Here is a 16,259-nt window from a genome sequence, read left to right as displayed (position 1 = left end):
GCGCCGTGAACCGGGAATACCCGGGGCGTTCTTCGGTTCCACCGCGCCGGAGGGCACACATGCGCTGGAAAAAGGTCCTGTCGATCGTGGCGCTGGTCTGTGGCGTCCTCGTCTTCCTCGTGGCCCTCGCATTCCTCACGCTCGATCGATGGCTCTACACCGCCCTCGACCCCGGCCCGTTCGACCCGAGCGCCGCGCCGCCCGCGCCGAACTACGCCGAGCCCTCCGCCTGGGCCGCGCTCCCCACCCTCGAGGATGACGCGGACGTCTCCTTGCCGGAGCTCCCGCCCCTCTCGCCCGGCGCCGCCAAGGCCGACGTCTTTTTCGTCCACCCGACGACCTCCATGGCGAAGCGGTGGAACACGCCGATCGACGACCCCGCCGTCGTCCAGGCGACGGCCCGCGGCGCGACCCTCATCCAGGCGAGCGTCTTCAACGCGTGCTGCGCCGTGTACGCGCCGCGGTATCGCCAGGCGAGCGGCAAGGCCTTCGTACATCCGAGCCCGGACGGCGACCGCGCCGTGGATCTCGCATACACCGACGTCGCCGCCGCGTTCGACGCCTTCCTCGAACGGCGCGGCGAGGGCCGCCCCTTCCTCCTCGCGTCCCACAGCCAGGGCACGGTGCTCGCCGCGCGCCTGCTCCGCGAAAAGATCTGGGGCAAACCCGCTGGAAAACACCTCGTCGCGGCGTACCTGGTCGGCGGCCCGATTCACCCCGCGACGATCGGCGAGGACATCCCGATCTGCGCGTCCGAGGACCAATGGGGGTGTGTCGTCGGCTGGAACGCGCGCGGCCCTCGGTACGAGCGCAACGAATACGAGTTCAAGGACGCCCCCGCGACCGGCGCGCGCATCTGCGTCAATCCGCTCACCTGGAAGAACGACGGGGCGGCGGCGCCGGCGTCGCAAAACCAGGGCGCGCTCTTCTTCGACACGGAGTCCCCCGCGGTCCTCCCAACGTTCGCCGACGCAGCCTGCCAGCCAGACGGGAACCTCTGGATCTCGCAGATGGGGAGCCTGCCAGCCCGCGGACCCGCAAGCGGGATCCTCCTCTGGACCATGGGCCCCGACAACTACCACCCCATCGAGTACCAGCTCTTCTACGTGAACCTGCGCAAGAACGCCGTCCGGCGCGTCGAGGCGTTCCAGGCGGCGCACGCTTCGCCTTGAGGCGACCTGGGGCGTTGCGCCGGGGCGCTGCCCCGGACCCCGCGGGGGCTATCCGCCCCTCGACCCGGACCAGGCACGGCCTGGACCGAAGGTGGAAGAACTGCGCGGTGCGCAGTTCTTCCAACGGGCCGGTGGCAAGACCATGGACGTGGGTTCCAAGCTGGCGACGGGGCGTTGCCCGTCGAGCCGTCAGCGCTGCGGTCTTGGTTGGCAGGATCGTGGAGGGTCTTGACCCTGGCTGTTCGATGAACTGCGCGGAGCGCAGTTCATCGTCCTGGGTCCAGCGCCTCGCTGGTCCGGGTCCCGGGGCGGACAGCCCCGGGTGGGGCCTGGGGCAAAGCCCCAGCGCGGCGCCTTCACGGGATCCTCCACCCCCGCGCCGTCACCTCGCCGCCCGCCTCCTTCACGGCGAGGTCCACCAGATCGGCCATCCGCCGTGCGATCTCCGTGAAGGTATCCTCCGCGTCGGGATCGTCGGGCAGGCGGTCGGGCAGGGTGGGGCGGGTGCGGTGGATATGGTACCGGTCGGACCACCGTTCGCCTGGGAACGCGGCGTGGAGCTCGGACAGGCCTCCGAGGAGCGCGACGAGACTGCCCATCGTCGCCGTCCCATTGTCGGAGTCCCAGCCGGACAACGTGCCGATTTGCACCGTGCGCGCGAAGTCTCCTTCGCCGAACAGGAGGGCCAAGAGCCCCGTGCCCAGGTTGATCGCGGACTCCGTGAAGCCTCGATACACGAAGCCGCGCACCAGGGCCTCTTCCTGGTACCGCCGCGCGAGGGCGTCGCGCGTGCTCTCCCAGTTGTTCTTGTCGTTCGCCGCGAGGTAGGCGGAGAGCACGAAATCGATGACGTCGACGGCCTTCGAGGTGTCCGGCAGGAACGCCTTGGCTTCGCGGACGATCCGCACGACCTCCTCGCGCCGTGGTTTTTTCGGATCGACCGTGGCGGCGAGGGAGAACAAGAGCACGTGGAACTCGGCCGCGTGCGCCGCGTGGCCGCGGGCGGTGGTGCGGATTGGGAGATGCGCGATTTCGAGGGCCCGCGCGGGCATCCCGGGCGCGAGGGCGCCGAAGATCTCCGTCGTGAGCTGCGCGTCGATCTGCAACGCGTCGGGGTTGCGCGCGGGATGGCTGGTCTCGGGGGGCAGGATCCCGCGCTCCATGAGGTCCCGCGCCCTCCGGTTCGACACCCAGATGAAATCGTTCACGTGGGCCCGCCACCCGTCGCGGATCTGCGCCGGCCGGAGGTGGAGCGTCCGCGCCTCGGTCAAGAGGTGCAGATAGACGTATTCGATGTCGGTGTCGTCGTCCGCCTGCCAGGGATCCTGGAACACGAAATCGATCGGCGCCCCGTCGCGGCCGAGGGGTTTTCCCCAATCGTCGTCCGTGAAGAACGGGCGCGTGATGCGGACGCCTTCGGTCCGGAGCCCCGTCCAGTTCGCGAGGCAGCCGCCGAGCCACATCGCCCGGAGGCGCTCGGTGTACGCGGCGCGATCGAGGTGGATCGACCTCGCGACGGGCGCGGCCAGGGATTCCCGGGGCTCCGTGGGTTCGGCCCGCGCGTGGCCTTGCTCGCGGCTGCTGTAACTCGCGAGGCCGGCGATCATCGACAGAACGAGGAGGGCCCCGGCCCGACGTGTGCGCATCCCATGCACCCCGCCCGCGCATTGCAAGCGAGGGACCTCGGCGAGAAGGATGTACGCTGAGACGATGCACCAAGGTTTTCCTCCTCTCGCAGCCGTCCCGTTTCTCCTTCTGTTCCTCCCAGGCTGTAGCGGGTGGCTCCGGGCCGAGGGCGGGTTCACCACCTCGACGACGCTCGCGCAGGGCCGACAAGGCGGGTCGTTGGGCCTCGAAGCCGCCCTCGGTGATCGTGACCTCCCCCTGGCCTTCGACGTCGCGATTCGCGGCAAGGTCACGGAGGGCGCGGGGGACGGCACGCTTTTCCTCGGCGCCCTCCACCTCCACAACCCCGACCCCGTCGGTTTTTATCTCCTCGGCGGCACGAACTTCTTGCAGCTCGGCAGCGCGGATGGGGCTTTTTCGTTCGGCATGTTCTCTCCTGTCGCCGAGGTCGGGATGGTCGTCGGGTTCGCGGCCAAAAGGAAGAACGGCATTCCCGTGAGCGCGCCGGGCATGCTCACCCTCGGGACGCGGATCGAATACGACCTGCGCTTCACCTCGCAGCCCCACGAGGGGTTCTGGACGGTGAACCTCGGTTATGCCGTCGGCGCGGCGCCGCGATGAGGCGCTTTCAGGGGGCGCGACGTCGCTTCAACGTCATGCGGTGGTCCTTGGTGCCGACGACGAGGAAGTCGTCACAACCTTCGGTGTACGTGGTGAACGACGTCGTCCACACCTCCGGCTGGTGCGTGCTCTTGCAGACGGAGTAGGTCGACGTGAGCGTGGTGCCGTTCGTCACGTAGGTCCCTTGCCCCCACCCTTGCAGGTCGGCACCGTCGAGCGCGGGGATGTCGTAGTCCTTGAAGTTCAACGTCGTGAGGCCCGCGTCGTCGAACACGAGGACACGTTGCGTCTTCGAAGGGGCCTCGGCATAAGAGACCTCCGCTTTCACCTGCTCGTACTGGCCCGGCAGGATCACGCCGCCCGTATACGTGGCGTTCCCGCCGAACACGAGGAACGGGATCGCCTCGGCCTCGGGGGCCAGGGGCAACGCGCCGCACTCCGGGTTGGCAATCGAATAGATCATCGGATCGAGCGCCGGCGCGCACGAGCCGCCCCCGCCGCCCGTGCCGCCCCCGCCCATGCCGCCGTCGCCGCCCATGCCGCCCATGCCGCCCATCCCCCCGGGGCCCGCGCCGCCGCTCCCCGTGCTGCTCTGCGAGCCTCCCCCGGCGCCGCCGCCGCCCGCCCCGCCCGTGTTTTCGTAGTTGCGTGGCTCCGCTTCGCATCCGGCGGAAAGGAGCCCAGCGACCATGGCGGCGATCCCCGCCGCTGCACAGACCTTGTTCCGATGTGACATGTTGCCCTCCTTGATCTTTCTGACTCCGTCGAGAGCCTTCACCTCGTCGACGCGACCCTCAAGAAGATTCGATCTGCGGGAGGACCACGTTTAGAGTCTCTCCATGACCTTCCTTGCGGCCCCGGCTCTCCCACGCACCTTCGCCGTTTCTCTCGCCGCACTCCTCCTCCCCGCGCTCGGCTGCGACAACACGCCCGCGTCCTCCACGTCGGCTCCTCCGGGAGCGAGCGCCTCGGCCGCCGCGCCGGCTGCGTCCGCGCCATCGCAACCGCCTCGCACCCTGGAGCTCCCGGAGGGCGTTTGTCGGATCTCCTATCAGGGGTTCCGCGGCGCGGGGCTCACGCTTCGGCTCGCGCCGGACGGCCCCGCGTTCGCGATCGTCGGGGAGAAACATGTCGGCGGCATGGCCGGCCTCTTCGGCACGGCCGGCCAGGACCGCTCGGCGGACGTCGTGCTGCTCGACGGGCCTGCCAAGAGCGTCGGCATCACCCTCAAGAACCCCGACCTCGTGCTGCGTGGTTTCCTCGACGCCGCCGAGCTCGTGCTCCACCCGGTCCGCGCGCGCGCCCTCGGCGGCTTCCTCGCCCCCACGCGCTTGCGCGTCGTGAGCGCCTCGTCGTCCGGCGTCGAGGTCGCGCCGCGCTTCGGCAACGAGGTCGAGGTCCTCGGGAGCCTCCCGGCCCAGCGCTTGACCTGCGCGGAGCTCTCCCTCGACGCCGCCGTGCTCGACGTCGACCCCTCCGTGCTCCCGTCCTCGAAAGGGGACCCGTACATGCTTCTCCGGGGAGGGAATCCCATCAACCTCGCCGTGGAGCCCGCGGGGCCGGCCGTCGCGCGCCTTCACCCGCCAAGCGCGTCCACGTCCGTCCGCGTGGTCGAGACGAAAGGCAAGGCGACGCGGATTGCGTGGACGCTCGACGAAGGGACCGTCTTCGGCTGGGTCGCTTCTTCGGCCCTGGAGAAGCCGTCCAATCCATACCGCACGCAGGGCCTCAGGGGGATCGACCGGCCTCCGAACGAGGAGCCTGTGGCGTCCTTCCTTTGCAGCGAGGATGTGCCTCTCGTCGCCGAGGTCGCGGGCGAGCGCGTGACCGTGGGCCATGTGCGGAAAGGCACGCGGGTCGGCATGCTGGATCGCGCCGCTCCTTACACGCGTATTGCCGCGCCGCGCGGCCCGGACCACGGCTTCGGGGCCCCGCCCCCGGAGATCGTCGCCGCCAAGGGCGCGGCCTTCCGCGTGCCTTCCTCCGCGCTCGACGGGTGCAAAACCGAGGCGACAAGCGCTCCGAGCAAGCCTTGACGGCTTTGGGGGCTCCCCAAAATTCCCTGGGGCTGCCCACGGTGTCCTTTGGGGCCTCCCCAAAGACGATCCCGACCGGCGGGACCTCGCGTTGGGGGCTCCCCATGACGCATGCCGCCGGGTCAGACCTGACGTTGGGGCCTCCCCATGACCGATCCCGGCCGCCGGGACCTCGCGTTGGGGCTTCCCCAAAGACGATCCCGCCGGCCCGGACCTGACGTGGGGGCTTCCCCATGACCGATCCCGGCCGCCGGGACCTCGCGTTGGGGCTTCCCCAAAGACGATCCCGCCGGCCCGGACCTGACGTGGGGGCTTCCCCATGACCGATCCCGACCGCCCGGACCTCATTTCGGGTCGTCACGGCACCGTTTGGGAGCATTTCGCCCCTCCGTTTCACCCCTCCCGAGGCCGTCGCTGCGGCGCGCGTGCAAAATCAGTCAATCATGGCTCCACGCGTGTCGATTCGAGCACGCGAATCACCCGTTGCGCCTTCACGAACTCGCTCCCCCAGGCTCGCTCCTCGGAGAACAATGCGGTGTGATACTCGAACTCCAGAACCACGCGCCGCGCGGGCTCGCTCTCGTGGCAATCGAATTCGACGCCCCGAAGCTTTCCGGGGGGTTCGTCCTGCATCCGCAGCTCGCTGTCCGGCGTGCCGCACTGGGCAAGGACTTGGCCTACCGTGAGCCCGATCCACGTTGTCGACACGTCATTCCTTGGTTCGGCCCGAGGCTCGTGCTCCATGTGGTTTCCACGCGCAGCGCATGCCGTGCAGAGCAAGAGCAACACGATGGAGCGTGGATTTCGCATACATTCGGACTCTGCAAGAACGGTCTGCGGGTTGTCAAGCGAGATCGCGGTGAACCCCTAGAGCATCGACCGTCGTCGATGGGCTCGCGATCAACACCAGCCACCTAGGCGCCCGCTTGCGACGTGCATGCGAACCCCCATGCTTCGTGCAGGGACGTGGGTCCGCCATGCCGATGGGAAGGAGTTTCTCGATGGTTCGATTCGCCATTGCCTCCATGCTGCTCCTCGGCCTCGCCTCCGCCGGCTTCACGGCCCGCGCGGCGGACGACGCGGACGTGGAGCGCGGGCTCCATACCCTGAGGGTCATCAGCAAGCTCGACCGCACCTGCGAGATCTGGGTCAACGGGTCGTTGCGGGCGACCATCGGCCCCTTCGGCAACAGCGGCATCCTCGCCACGACCTCCAGCGTGGGTCAAACGGAGGTCATGGCTCGTTGCGAGAACGCGGTGTACTTGGAGGTCGTGACCGAAACGCGTCGTCATTGTGATCTCACGATCGACCCGACCGTGCGGGGGCGCGATCTCCTCCTCGGGCCCTGCTACGATTGAGCTCCCGCGACATGGGCGCACGTTCCCGGTCGTTCGTGAGGGCGGTCCTGGTCTGCCTTTGGGTCGCCGCCTGTGGGGCGCCCCCCGAGGAGCCGCAGGCTCTGGTGCTGCCGCTCGTCGGCGGTAGGCTCGTCCCAGCCGGGCAATGGGAGACCGCCGTCGCCCTCACCCGCGGGGGGATGATCACCTGCTCGGGCACGCTCGTGCACCCGCGCCTCGTGGTGACGGCTGCGCATTGCGTGCGTGGCCTCGGCGATCCGGAGGCTTTGCAGGAGGCCGGCGTGTATGTCGGGCCGGGCGCGGAAGGGGGCGCCGTGCGGCCGACGGTGGGCATCACACGGGCGGTCATGCATCCGCTCTACAAAAAAGCCAGGCCCGAAGCCCTCTTCGGGCGATACGACGTGGGCCTCGTGATCCTCGCCGAGCCCCTTCATGCCATCGCGACGGTGCCGCTTTTGACGGACGTCGCCGAGACCCGGGAGGCCCTCGTGCCGGGCCGGGAGCTCCTCCTCCTCGGATATGGTTTTCGGGACCGCGAGGAGGACGTCGCCCGATATGGACGCAAATACGCCGCGTGGACCCACGTCGCCGCCGTCGGCCGTGCCGAGCTCAGGGCCGGGGGCGCCGCGGCCGACGCTTGCGCCGGCGATAGCGGCGGCCCGGCCCTCGTGCGCCTGGAAGGCGGCTCTTTCCGGCTCGTGGGCCTCGCGTCGCGTGGTCCCGTCCCCTGCGCCGACGATACGAAGCCCGGGAAATGGAGCGTCCTGCGCGAGACGGCATGCTGGATCGAGGAAGCATCGGGCGTCGATCTCGCGCGCGGGGATTTGGATTGCGCGCCCCCCTTGCGCTCCTCGCAGGAGACGCCCGAGGGGGAATCGTTTCCCGCGCGATGCGAGGCTGCGAAAAACCTGGGCCCCGGTCCGCGGCGCACGCTGCGGGCCCTCGCCGCCGCGCTGGGGGAGCCGGTCTCCGCGGCGGGCTCGCCCGATTGCCAGCGCCTCGGGGAGCGCCTCGCCGCGACGGAGGTGCTTTCGCTCGAGGACCTCGCATTGACGGACCTCTCGCCGCTCGCCGGGCTCGCCGGGCTGCGTCGTATCTCGCTGCGCGGCAACTGGTTACGGTCCCTCGCACCCCTCGAGCGCCTGCCGGACCTGCAATGGGTGGACGTTACCGCAAACGGCGTGGACGAGCCGGAGCAGGCGCGACGGCTCGAGGCGCGCGGCGTCGTGGTGGCGGGGGGAGAGGCGCAGCTCGTGCCGTAGAATCCGCGGGCCGCACAGCCGCGCGGGCTACGTCGTGGGGCACTTCCAGAGATCCTGGAGGTGCTTGCACGGCAGGCAACCATCCTCGCCGCAATACATATCGGACGAGCCGGGCAAAAGCGTCGCGGTGACCGAGCAGGTATTGTTCCCGAGCGGTCCGGGCGTGACCACGAGCGACCGCGGCTGCAAGTGCCGGTGGCATGTCCAGATGCCCACGGGCGCCGCGTTGTGCATGGCATCCGCCGCCGCCGCCACGTTCGACGGCTCGGCAGGTGGCCCGAACACGCCTTCGTCGTCCTCCAACGCGCAGCCGTTCACGAAGGCGAGCGCGGCGGCCAGCGAAAGCCCGAATCCAGTCAGAATGGCACGACCAACTCGATGACACGTTTTCATCAGGGCCTCCCCCTTTGGTTCGAACGCCTCAGATCGGATCACGGAAGGGGCATGCCAGGTGGATCCGCAGGGCCTGGCAATCCGGGCAAGTCATGAAGCGGCCACGGATGCTACAGAAGCGCTTCGAAGAACCCGGGAGCGGCGGGGCGAAGAACGTACACGTCGAGTTTCCCCACGGGCCGGGGTAGGCCACCATCGTCCCGGAGAGCAACCCCCCGCTGAGGGTGCATCTGTACATGCCCACCGGAGCCCGGGTTTCCAGCTCCTCTTCGGCCTCCGCGCTGAAGGGTTCGACGGAGGGTTCCCCCTCGCCATCGCCCACCGGCGCACAGCCGTGCACGAGGGCGAGCGCAGCCACGAGCGCCCTACCGAGCCCACGCCGGAGGGCGTGATCCACGGGACGAGAAATACACATGCTTGCCTCCATGGGTTCCTCGAGCGCCGGCATCCCCGCGCAGTCGCCGACGAACGCCGGAGGCATGGTTGCAATGCGGATGCCCCGGAGCCGCCGCGTCGAAAACGATCACTCCCTTCGACGCGGGGGACGAGGGGGGCCGCCCCCGTCTCGCCTCGGATCAAACCCGGCCGCTCACGGGATGAATGCGCATCCGAGGGTGGCCTTGAGGGCCAGACAATCCGGGCAGGTGCCAGGCAATGGAGGCGCGGGGAAGCAGAAGCTCCTCGACGCGTTGGGGGGCTCCGAGGCGAGCATCCTGCAGGTCGGGGTCGCGCCGCTGGAGGTGAAGACCTCCAGCGCCCCGAGCACCAGCCCCTCTGCGAGGGTGCATGAATAGACGAGGCGGGCATTGCTGAGCCTCAGGTCCTCGGTGGACTCGTCGCTCGATTCGTCCCCGGGGGGCCCTGCGACATCTCCCGACGCACAGGCCATCACGAAGACGACCACGGTCAGAAGCAAAAGCCCGAGCCGGGTTGGAAGCGCGCGACACGTGTCGCGTCGATCGTTCATGGTTTGCTCCTTTGTCGATCGAGGCGGGACCGGCGGCGAGCCTCGTTTTTCACGAACCGGCCCGCCTGCACGGTCGAGGTTCGTCGGACAGCGCGGCTAGATCCAGTAGCAATCCCAACCTTCCCCGAGGGTCCTGCAATCAGGGCAGGTCGAGAAGGTGCTGCCCACGCAGTACGACATGTCTCCCCTACGGCCCCGGCCGGTATAGATATGACATTCGCCTCCGGCGTAGGTCACCAGCACCGCCTCGAACAATCCCCCTCCGGTGGTGCATGCCCACTGGCCCACCGGGGGGACGGCCGACAGGGCTTCGGCTGCTTCTCCGCGCGACGGATCCGCGGACGGCCCCGACGCGTCGTCGACATCCACCGACGCGCAGCCATTCACGAGGGCGAACGCCGTCACCAGCGAGAGGGCGAAGCCGGTACGGAGAGCGCGACCCATCTGATGCAGAGTATTCATATTCGCCTTCCTTTCAATCGAGGCCCCGCACGCTGGGATAGCGCCGGACCCTCGATCGCCCAGGCTGCAATCGAGATGCCATGGGGATCCGTACTTTGGCGGCACAGCGTGATGCGGCGCCGCCCGGCGTGCGCGCGAGCATTGTGTCGGGCTCATCGGTTCCGCGTACGGTTTCGCGCGCGGTAGGGGCATGAAAGGTCGACCCGGAGGTCCTGGCAATCCGGGCAGGTCATGAAGATGCCCGTGCCGGTGCAGTACCTCTGCGAGGAACGCGCGAGGGTCGGCGCGACGATGGTGCAGGTCGATTTCCCCTGCGGGCCGGGATAGACCACCATCGACGCGGAGACCAATCCCCCGCTGAGGGTACACCGGAAGGCGCGCACCGAAGCCCGGGTTTGTAGTTCATCCGCGGCCTCCTCGCTGGAGGGTTCGATGGAGTCTTCCCCCTCGCCTTCCAGAGCGCCTTCCACCGGCGCACAGCCGTTCGCGAGGGCGAGCGCAGCCAGGAGCGCCATACCAAACCCGCTCCGGAGAGCGTGGTCCACGGAAAGATGATTGCGCATGCTTGCCTCCATTCTTTCATCGAGAGCCGGCACGCCCGTGCAGCGCCGACGAACCCCGCCTGATTGCAATGCGTGTGCCCCGGAGCAAGCACGAGCATGGGAAGCGTCACGCCCCGAAGAGCAGCCCGCGGGTCCCCCGACGCCCCATTCACCGTCCCGTGGGCTTCCGTCCAGCCGAGCCCGACGACGCTCGCCTCTGCGCTCCCTCGAGCTGCTCACGCCGGCCCTGTCCGCGCGGACGCCGTCGCGATCGACACAACCTGTGCGTTTGCTCCCGATCGCGGTAGAAGATCCAAGTGGAGGCCCTCGGCGGATATACGATCATCGACACCGTCCGCGTGAACGACCGGTTCCTCCTCCAGCGCGCCGCGCGGGAAGAGGACGGCAATCGGCCGGTCCTCCTCAAGTACCCCGCGTCCAAGCACCCTTCGCCCGAGACCCTGCGCCAGCTCGAGCACGAGCGCGCGGTCGCCCGCGACCTCGACGCGGGCCTCGTCCTCCACCCGATCACGCTCGCGCGCTGGGCCGAGCGCACGGTCCTGGTCTTCGAGGACTTCCGCGGCGTCCCCCTCCGCCGCCTCCTCGGGCCGCCCATGGAGGTCGGCCGCTTCCTCCGGATCGCCGTCAAGACCGCGGAGGCGCTCGCCGGGCTGCACGAGCACCACGTCATCCACAAGGACATCCGGCCCGACAACATCCTCGTCGACGTCGAGACCGGTCAGGTCAGGCTGACCGACCTCGGGATCGCCTCGCTCCTGCCGCGCGAGTACCAGGAGGCCGATCGGGTGCGCTCCATCGAGGGCTCCCTCCCGTACATGTCGCCGGAGCAAACCGGGCGGATGAACCGGGCCATCGACCACCGGACCGATCTCTACTCCCTCGGAATTACCTTCTACGAGATGCTCACGGGCCATCTGCCCTTTCACGCCGCCGATCTGCTCGAATGGGTCCATTGCCACATCGCCTTTTCGCCAAGGCCGCCGCACGAAATCGTCCCCCGGATCCCCGAACCGCTCTCGGCCCTCGTGCAGACGCTCCTCTCCAAGGTCGCCGAGGAGCGTTATCAGACCGCCCGCGGGCTCGCCCATGATCTCGCGATATGCCTCGCGCGATGGGACGCGGCCGGCACCATTCGCCCTTTCCCGCGCGGCCGCGAGGACGTCTCGGAGCAATTTCACCTCCCGCAGAAGCTTTATGGCCGGGACCGCGAGATCCGGACGCTCCTCGCGCGCTTCGAGCGCGTCGTAGCGACCGGCGAGCCCGAGCTCGTGCTCGTCTCCGGCTATTCGGGCATCGGCAAGAGCTCGCTCGTCCGCGAGCTCGACATGCCCGTCGCCACCACGCGCGGCAACTTCCTCGCCGGCAAGTTCGACGAGACCCAGCGCGACGTCCCTTATGCCACCGTCGTCCGGGCCTTCGCAGAGCTCATCCGGCGGGTCCTCACGGAGAGCGAGGAGAGGATCGCCTCGTGGCGCGCGCGGCTCTCCGCGGCCCTCGGGCCAAACGCCCAGATCCTCATCGACCTCATCCCGGAGCTCGAGCTCGTCATCGGCGAGCAGCCCGCCGTCGCGGCGCTTCCCTTCACCGAGGAGAAGAACCGCTTCTACCTGGTCTTTCGCCGCTTCCTCTCGACCTTCACGGCCGAGGGGCGGCCCCTGGTCCTCTTCCTCGACGACCTGCAATGGGCCGACGCCGGCAGCCTCGCGTTGATCCAGGACATCCTCACCCACCCCGACACGAAGCACCTGCTCGTGGTCGGCGCTTATCGCGACAACGAGGTCACGCCGGCGCACCCGCTCTCCCTCGTGATCTCGGCGATCCGCGCGGCCGGCGCGCGGGTGCACCCCATCGTCCTCGCCCCGCTCACCTCCGAGGACGTCCACCGGATCGTCGCCGACACGCTCCAGTGCGACGCCGCGCGGGCGCGCCCGCTCTCGGCCCTCGTGGAAGCGAAGACCGGCAACAACCCCTTTTTCGTCCTGCAGTTCCTCGCCGCGCTCCACGAGCGTGGGCTCCTCTTCTTCGATCGCGAGGCGCGCGCGTGGACCTTTCAGCTCGCCGCCATCCGGACGGCGCCGTTCACCGACAACGTGGTCGACCTCATGGCGGCCAAGGTCGACAGGCTCCCCCCCGAGACCCGCGCCCTCGTCGTCCTGGCCGCCTGCCTCGGCTGCGAGGTGGACATGGGCACGCTCGCCGCCGCGAGCCGGAGGTCCCCGAGCGCCCTCGACGGCGTCCTCTGGGGCGCGCTCCACGGCGGCCTCATGAGCCGCGTGGGCGACACGTACCGGTTCCTCCACGACCGTGTGCGGGAGGCGGCGTATCGCCTGATCCCCGAGGACCAGCGGCCCGCGACGCACCTCGCGATCGGCCGCACCCTGCTCGACGCGACGCTGCCGGAGGAGGTCGAAGCCCGGATCTTCGCGATCGTCCACCAATACAACCTCGGCGGCGCCCTGCTCGACGATCCGGAGGAGCGCGCGCGCCTCGCCCGCCTCGACCTGCTCGCGGGCCGGCGGGCGCGGGCGTCGACCGCGTACGAGTCCGCCACGGGGTACCTCGCCACCGGTGTGCGGATGCTCGGCCCCGATCCCTTCCGGGCTCCGCACGCGCTCGCCTACGATCTCCATTTCGAGCTCGCCACCTGCACCTTCCTCTGCGGCGATCTCACCGGCGCGGCCGCGCAGCTCTCGGCGCTCGCGCCCCACGCCACGAGCCGGCGGGAGGAGGCGGCGATCCGGCGCCTGGAGGTCGACCTCTACACGAGCCTCGACGACCTCGACGAGGCCGTCGCTCGCGGCCTGCGTGGGCTCTCGCTCTTCGGGATCGTCATCCCGGCGCACCCCACGCGCGCGGAGGTCGAGCACGAGCACGAGCGTGTCTTCGCCCTGCTCGGCGACCGGCCCATCGAGGCCCTCATCGACCTGCCGGAGATGACCGATCCCGAGATCGCCGCGGCGCAGGACATCCTCGCCGTCCTCTTCGCGCCGGCCCTGAACACCGACCCCAACCTCTCGCTCCTGGTCTACTGCTCGATGGTCAACCAGAGCTTGCTCCACGGCAACGCCGACGCTTCGGCGCTCGCGTATGCCTATTTCGGGATGAGCCTCGGCCCGGAGTTCGGGCGGTACCGGGAGGGGTATCGTTTCGGCAAACTCGGCTACGATCTGATGGAGCGGCGGCGGAGCACGGCGTACAAGGCCAAGATCAGCGTGATCTTCGGCGACAACACGCTCTTCTGGACGCACCACCTGGAGGCGTCCCTCCCTTACCTGGACATTGCCTTTCGCGCCGCGCTCGAGACCGGCGACGTGACCTTCGCCTGTTATTGCTGCAACCGCATCGTCGTCGACCGGCTCCTGCTCGGCCACCCGCTCGATCAGGTCTTCGAGGAGGCCGAGCGCCGCTTGTCCTTCACCCGGCGGGCGCGCTTCGACGCCTCGACGCAGGTCATCCTCGACATCCAGCACCTCGTCGACACCCTGCGCGGGCGCGCGACGCCGAACGAGGCCGCCCGCGACGCCGTCATGGATCACCATCCCTGGGCGGTCGTCACGTGCTGGCACTACATCATGCAGCTCATCGCGCGTGTCTTCGCGGGCGATTTTCGCGGCGCCGTCGCCGCCGCCGAGCGCGCCCGGGCGCTGCTCTGGTCGACGGTGGCCCACGTCCAGGAGCCCGAGTTCTGGTATTACGGCGCGCTCGCGCTCGCCGGCCACCACGACGACGCGGACGCCGCCGAGCGCCCGGCGATCCTCGCCGCCCTCCGCGAGCACGAGCGCAAGCTCGGCGCGTGGGCCGAGGTTTGCCCCGAGAACTTCGGCCACAAGCACGCGCTCTGCGTGGCCGAGCGCGCCCGCGTCGAGGATCGCCCGCTCGACGCCATGCGCGCCTACGACGACGCGGCGCGCGCCGCCCGGCGCCACGGCTACATCCCGAACGAGGCCCTCGCCAACGAGCTCGCGGGCCGCTTCCACCTGCGCCGCGGCTCCGAGACGAGCGGGGCCGCGTACCTGCGCGAGGCCCGGAACGGGTATGCCGAGTGGGGCGCCCACGCCAAGGTCGCCGAGCTCGAGCGCCTTCATCCGGGCGTGTTCGACCGCGGCCCTGCGCCGCTCGCCGCCATCATGGCCCGGTCCGAGGATCTCGACCTCCTGGCTGTCCTCCGGACCTCCCAGGCCATCTCCACGGAGATCGACCTCGCGCGCCTCCTCGAGACCTTGATGCGCGCGCTCGTGCAGCGGGCGGGCGCGCAGCGCGGGCTCCTCCTCCTCGTCCGCGACGACGAGCTCCGCATCGAGGCCGAGGCCTCCTCCGGCCCGGCGGGGGTCCACGTGAACGTCGCTGCCCGCAGCCCGACGGCGTCGGCCGTGCCCGCGTCGATCGTCACCTACGTGCGCCGGAGCCGAGAGACGGTGATCCTCGACGACGCCGCGCAGCCGAGCCTCTTTTCGAGGGATCCCTACCTCGCGTCGCACGGCCCGCGGGCGCTCTTGTGCTTGCCCATCGTGCAGCAGGCCCACGTCATTGGCGTGCTCTACCTGGAGAACGACCTCGTCCCCGGCGCCTTCACCCGCCAGCGCCTCATGGTCGTCGAGCTTTTGGCCTCGCAGGCCGCGATCTCCCTGCAAAACGCCATCCTGTACGACGCGCTCCACCGCAGCGAGGCGCAGCTCCGCGCCGTCGTCGACAACACCACGGCGCTCATCTACGTGAAGGACCTCGAAGGCCGGCACCTGCTCGTCAACCGGCGGCTCGCGGAGGTGCTCGGCCGCGACGACGCCGTCGGCCGCACGAACGAGGAGCTTTTCCCCGCGGAGCTCGCCGAGAGCCTGAGCAAGAACGATCGGAAGGTCCTCGAATCGATGGCGCCGCTGGAGGTCGAAGAGAGCGTGCCCCTCCCGGACGGCCTGCACACCCATCTCTCCGTGAAGGTGCCTCTCCGCGACGCCACGGGCGCGGCCTACGGCGTGTGCGGGGTCTCCACGGACATCACGCAGCGTGCCGAGGCGGAGAAGGAGCGCGAGCGCTTGCTGCGCGAGGCCCAGGAGGCGCTCCGGATCCGCGACGAGTTCCTCAACATCGCCTCGCACGAGCTGAACACGCCGCTCACCCCGCTGCGCTTGCAGGTGCAGCTCCTGCGCCGGCGCCTGGAGGACCCCGCGCTCGCCGCGAACCCCAAGCTCCAGGGCTTGCCGCGCCTGCTCGACATCGCGAACCACAGCGTCGAGCGGCTCGAAAAGCTCGTCGGGGAGCTGCTCGACGTCGTCCGCATCGGCGCCGGCAAGCTCTCCTTATCGCTCGAAGACGTGGATCTCACGACGCTGGCGCGTGAGGCCATCGACGGCTGCCAGCACCAGATCACCGCCGCGGGCTGCACGGTCGAGCTCGTCGCCTCCGAGCCCGTCGTGGGCCGGTGGGATCGGTTCCGCATCGAGCAGGTCTTCATCAACCTGCTGACGAACGCGATCAAGTACGGCATGGGCAAGCCCATCACGGTCGGCGCGCGCCGCGTGGGGCCGCGGGCCGAGTTCTGGGTCGAGGACCGCGGCATGGGCATCCCCAAGGAGGATCAGGCCCGGATCTTCGAGCGCTTCGAGCGCGCCGTATCGAGCCGCAGCTTCGGCGGCCTCGGCCTGGGGCTCTACATCGCCCGGCAGATCGTGGAGGCCCACGGCGGCACGATCCGCGTGTGCAGCGAGCCCGGGCAAGGGGCGACGTTCACGGTCGAGTTGCCGTTCGGCTAGCCGCTCCCTTCGCGCGGGGGATGGGGTTTGCTGAGGGGCGAAGGTCCACGCA

14 protein-coding genes are annotated in these 16,259 nt (G+C 69.6%); 6 read left to right on the top strand and 8 right to left on the bottom strand.

The window, feature by feature from the left end; all coding sequences use genetic code 11:
* Positions 1-59: 59 nt before the first annotated feature.
* Positions 60-1,172, top strand: a complete 1,113-nt coding sequence (locus E8A74_RS25520; RefSeq protein WP_136931679.1) for a DUF3089 domain-containing protein — start codon at positions 60-62, stop codon at positions 1,170-1,172.
* A gap of 356 nt (positions 1,173-1,528) precedes the next feature.
* Here the strand turns inward: E8A74_RS25520 and E8A74_RS25515 are convergent, their stop codons facing one another.
* Positions 1,529-2,818, bottom strand: a complete 1,290-nt coding sequence (locus tag E8A74_RS25515; protein WP_136931678.1) for an ADP-ribosylglycohydrolase family protein — start codon at positions 2,816-2,818, stop codon at positions 1,529-1,531.
* Between the two features lie 64 nt (positions 2,819-2,882).
* Between E8A74_RS25515 and E8A74_RS25510 the strand changes: the two genes are divergently transcribed.
* Positions 2,883-3,419, top strand: a complete 537-nt coding sequence (locus E8A74_RS25510; protein WP_136931677.1) for a hypothetical protein — start codon at positions 2,883-2,885, stop codon at positions 3,417-3,419.
* 7 nt (positions 3,420-3,426) lie between these two features.
* On the opposite strand, the gene E8A74_RS25505 is transcribed toward E8A74_RS25510, so the two are convergent.
* Positions 3,427-4,155, bottom strand: a complete 729-nt coding sequence (locus E8A74_RS25505) for a hypothetical protein (RefSeq protein WP_136931676.1) — start codon at positions 4,153-4,155, stop codon at positions 3,427-3,429.
* A 103-nt stretch (positions 4,156-4,258) separates the two neighbouring features.
* On the opposite strand from E8A74_RS25505, the gene E8A74_RS25500 reads away from it, so the two are divergent.
* Positions 4,259-5,455, top strand: a complete 1,197-nt coding sequence (locus E8A74_RS25500) for a hypothetical protein (protein ID WP_136931675.1) — start codon at positions 4,259-4,261, stop codon at positions 5,453-5,455.
* A 441-nt stretch (positions 5,456-5,896) separates the two neighbouring features.
* Here the strand turns inward: E8A74_RS25500 and E8A74_RS25495 are convergent, their stop codons facing one another.
* Complete coding sequence (locus tag E8A74_RS25495; protein ID WP_136931674.1) at positions 5,897-6,163, bottom strand: hypothetical protein; 267 nt, start codon at positions 6,161-6,163, stop codon at positions 5,897-5,899.
* A 293-nt stretch (positions 6,164-6,456) separates the two neighbouring features.
* Between E8A74_RS25495 and E8A74_RS25490 the strand changes: the two genes are divergently transcribed.
* Entirely contained in the window at positions 6,457-6,813 is a 357-nt protein-coding gene (locus E8A74_RS25490; protein ID WP_136931673.1) for a hypothetical protein, read from the top strand.
* A gap of 11 nt (positions 6,814-6,824) precedes the next feature.
* Positions 6,825-8,075, top strand: coding sequence for a S1 family peptidase (locus tag E8A74_RS25485; protein ID WP_136931672.1), 1,251 nt, complete (start codon positions 6,825-6,827; stop codon positions 8,073-8,075).
* Positions 8,076-8,102: 27 nt separating this feature from the next.
* Here E8A74_RS25485 and E8A74_RS25480 read toward each other — a convergent pair whose 3' ends face one another.
* The 5 genes from E8A74_RS25480 to E8A74_RS25460 form a co-directional block, all read right to left on the bottom strand.
* Positions 8,103-8,468: a hypothetical protein gene (locus E8A74_RS25480; protein ID WP_136931671.1), complete on the bottom strand. Its 366-nt coding sequence runs from the start codon at positions 8,466-8,468 to the stop codon at positions 8,103-8,105.
* Between the two features lie 28 nt (positions 8,469-8,496).
* Positions 8,497-8,883 (bottom strand): hypothetical protein, encoded by a 387-nt coding sequence (locus E8A74_RS25475; protein WP_136931670.1) that lies wholly within the window; start codon positions 8,881-8,883, stop codon positions 8,497-8,499.
* A 174-nt stretch (positions 8,884-9,057) separates the two neighbouring features.
* Complete coding sequence (locus tag E8A74_RS25470) at positions 9,058-9,435, bottom strand: hypothetical protein (RefSeq protein WP_136931669.1); 378 nt, start codon at positions 9,433-9,435, stop codon at positions 9,058-9,060.
* A 96-nt stretch (positions 9,436-9,531) separates the two neighbouring features.
* Positions 9,532-9,897 (bottom strand): hypothetical protein, encoded by a 366-nt coding sequence (locus tag E8A74_RS25465; RefSeq protein ID WP_136931668.1) that lies wholly within the window; start codon positions 9,895-9,897, stop codon positions 9,532-9,534.
* A 152-nt stretch (positions 9,898-10,049) separates the two neighbouring features.
* Positions 10,050-10,460, bottom strand: a complete 411-nt coding sequence (locus E8A74_RS25460; protein WP_136931667.1) for a hypothetical protein — start codon at positions 10,458-10,460, stop codon at positions 10,050-10,052.
* A 296-nt stretch (positions 10,461-10,756) separates the two neighbouring features.
* Between E8A74_RS25460 and E8A74_RS25455 the strand changes: the two genes are divergently transcribed.
* Positions 10,757-16,207, top strand: a complete 5,451-nt coding sequence (locus tag E8A74_RS25455) for an AAA family ATPase (protein WP_136931666.1) — start codon at positions 10,757-10,759, stop codon at positions 16,205-16,207.
* Positions 16,208-16,259: the final 52 nt, after the last annotated feature.

Origin of the sequence: Polyangium fumosum, from assembly GCF_005144585.1 — a bacterium.
Taxonomy (GTDB): domain Bacteria; phylum Myxococcota_A; class Polyangia; order Polyangiales; family Polyangiaceae; genus Polyangium; species Polyangium fumosum.
Note: the sequence above shows the minus strand (reverse complement) of the source record. Positions and strands in the feature narration are given on the sequence as shown.

What these genes read in the sequence shown, in the direction of transcription:
- E8A74_RS25460 (WP_136931667.1), bottom strand. Translation starts at nt 10,460, where the DNA reads ATGCGCAATCATCTTTCCGTGGACCACGCTCTCCGGAGCGGGTTTGGT.
- E8A74_RS25500 (WP_136931675.1), top strand. Translation starts at nt 4,259, where the DNA reads ATGACCTTCCTTGCGGCCCCGGCTCTCCCACGCACCTTCGCCGTTTCT.
- E8A74_RS25510 (WP_136931677.1), top strand. Translation starts at nt 2,883, where the DNA reads ATGCACCAAGGTTTTCCTCCTCTCGCAGCCGTCCCGTTTCTCCTTCTG.
- E8A74_RS25480 (WP_136931671.1), bottom strand. Translation starts at nt 8,468, where the DNA reads ATGAAAACGTGTCATCGAGTTGGTCGTGCCATTCTGACTGGATTCGGG.
- E8A74_RS25485 (WP_136931672.1), top strand. Translation starts at nt 6,825, where the DNA reads ATGGGCGCACGTTCCCGGTCGTTCGTGAGGGCGGTCCTGGTCTGCCTT.
- E8A74_RS25470 (WP_136931669.1), bottom strand. Translation starts at nt 9,435, where the DNA reads ATGAACGATCGACGCGACACGTGTCGCGCGCTTCCAACCCGGCTCGGG.
- E8A74_RS25505 (WP_136931676.1), bottom strand. Translation starts at nt 4,155, where the DNA reads ATGTCACATCGGAACAAGGTCTGTGCAGCGGCGGGGATCGCCGCCATG.
- E8A74_RS25475 (WP_136931670.1), bottom strand. Translation starts at nt 8,883, where the DNA reads ATGTGTATTTCTCGTCCCGTGGATCACGCCCTCCGGCGTGGGCTCGGT.
- E8A74_RS25520 (WP_136931679.1), top strand. Translation starts at nt 60, where the DNA reads ATGCGCTGGAAAAAGGTCCTGTCGATCGTGGCGCTGGTCTGTGGCGTC.
- E8A74_RS25515 (WP_136931678.1), bottom strand. Translation starts at nt 2,818, where the DNA reads ATGCGCACACGTCGGGCCGGGGCCCTCCTCGTTCTGTCGATGATCGCC.
- E8A74_RS25490 (WP_136931673.1), top strand. Translation starts at nt 6,457, where the DNA reads ATGGTTCGATTCGCCATTGCCTCCATGCTGCTCCTCGGCCTCGCCTCC.
- E8A74_RS25465 (WP_136931668.1), bottom strand. Translation starts at nt 9,897, where the DNA reads ATGAATACTCTGCATCAGATGGGTCGCGCTCTCCGTACCGGCTTCGCC.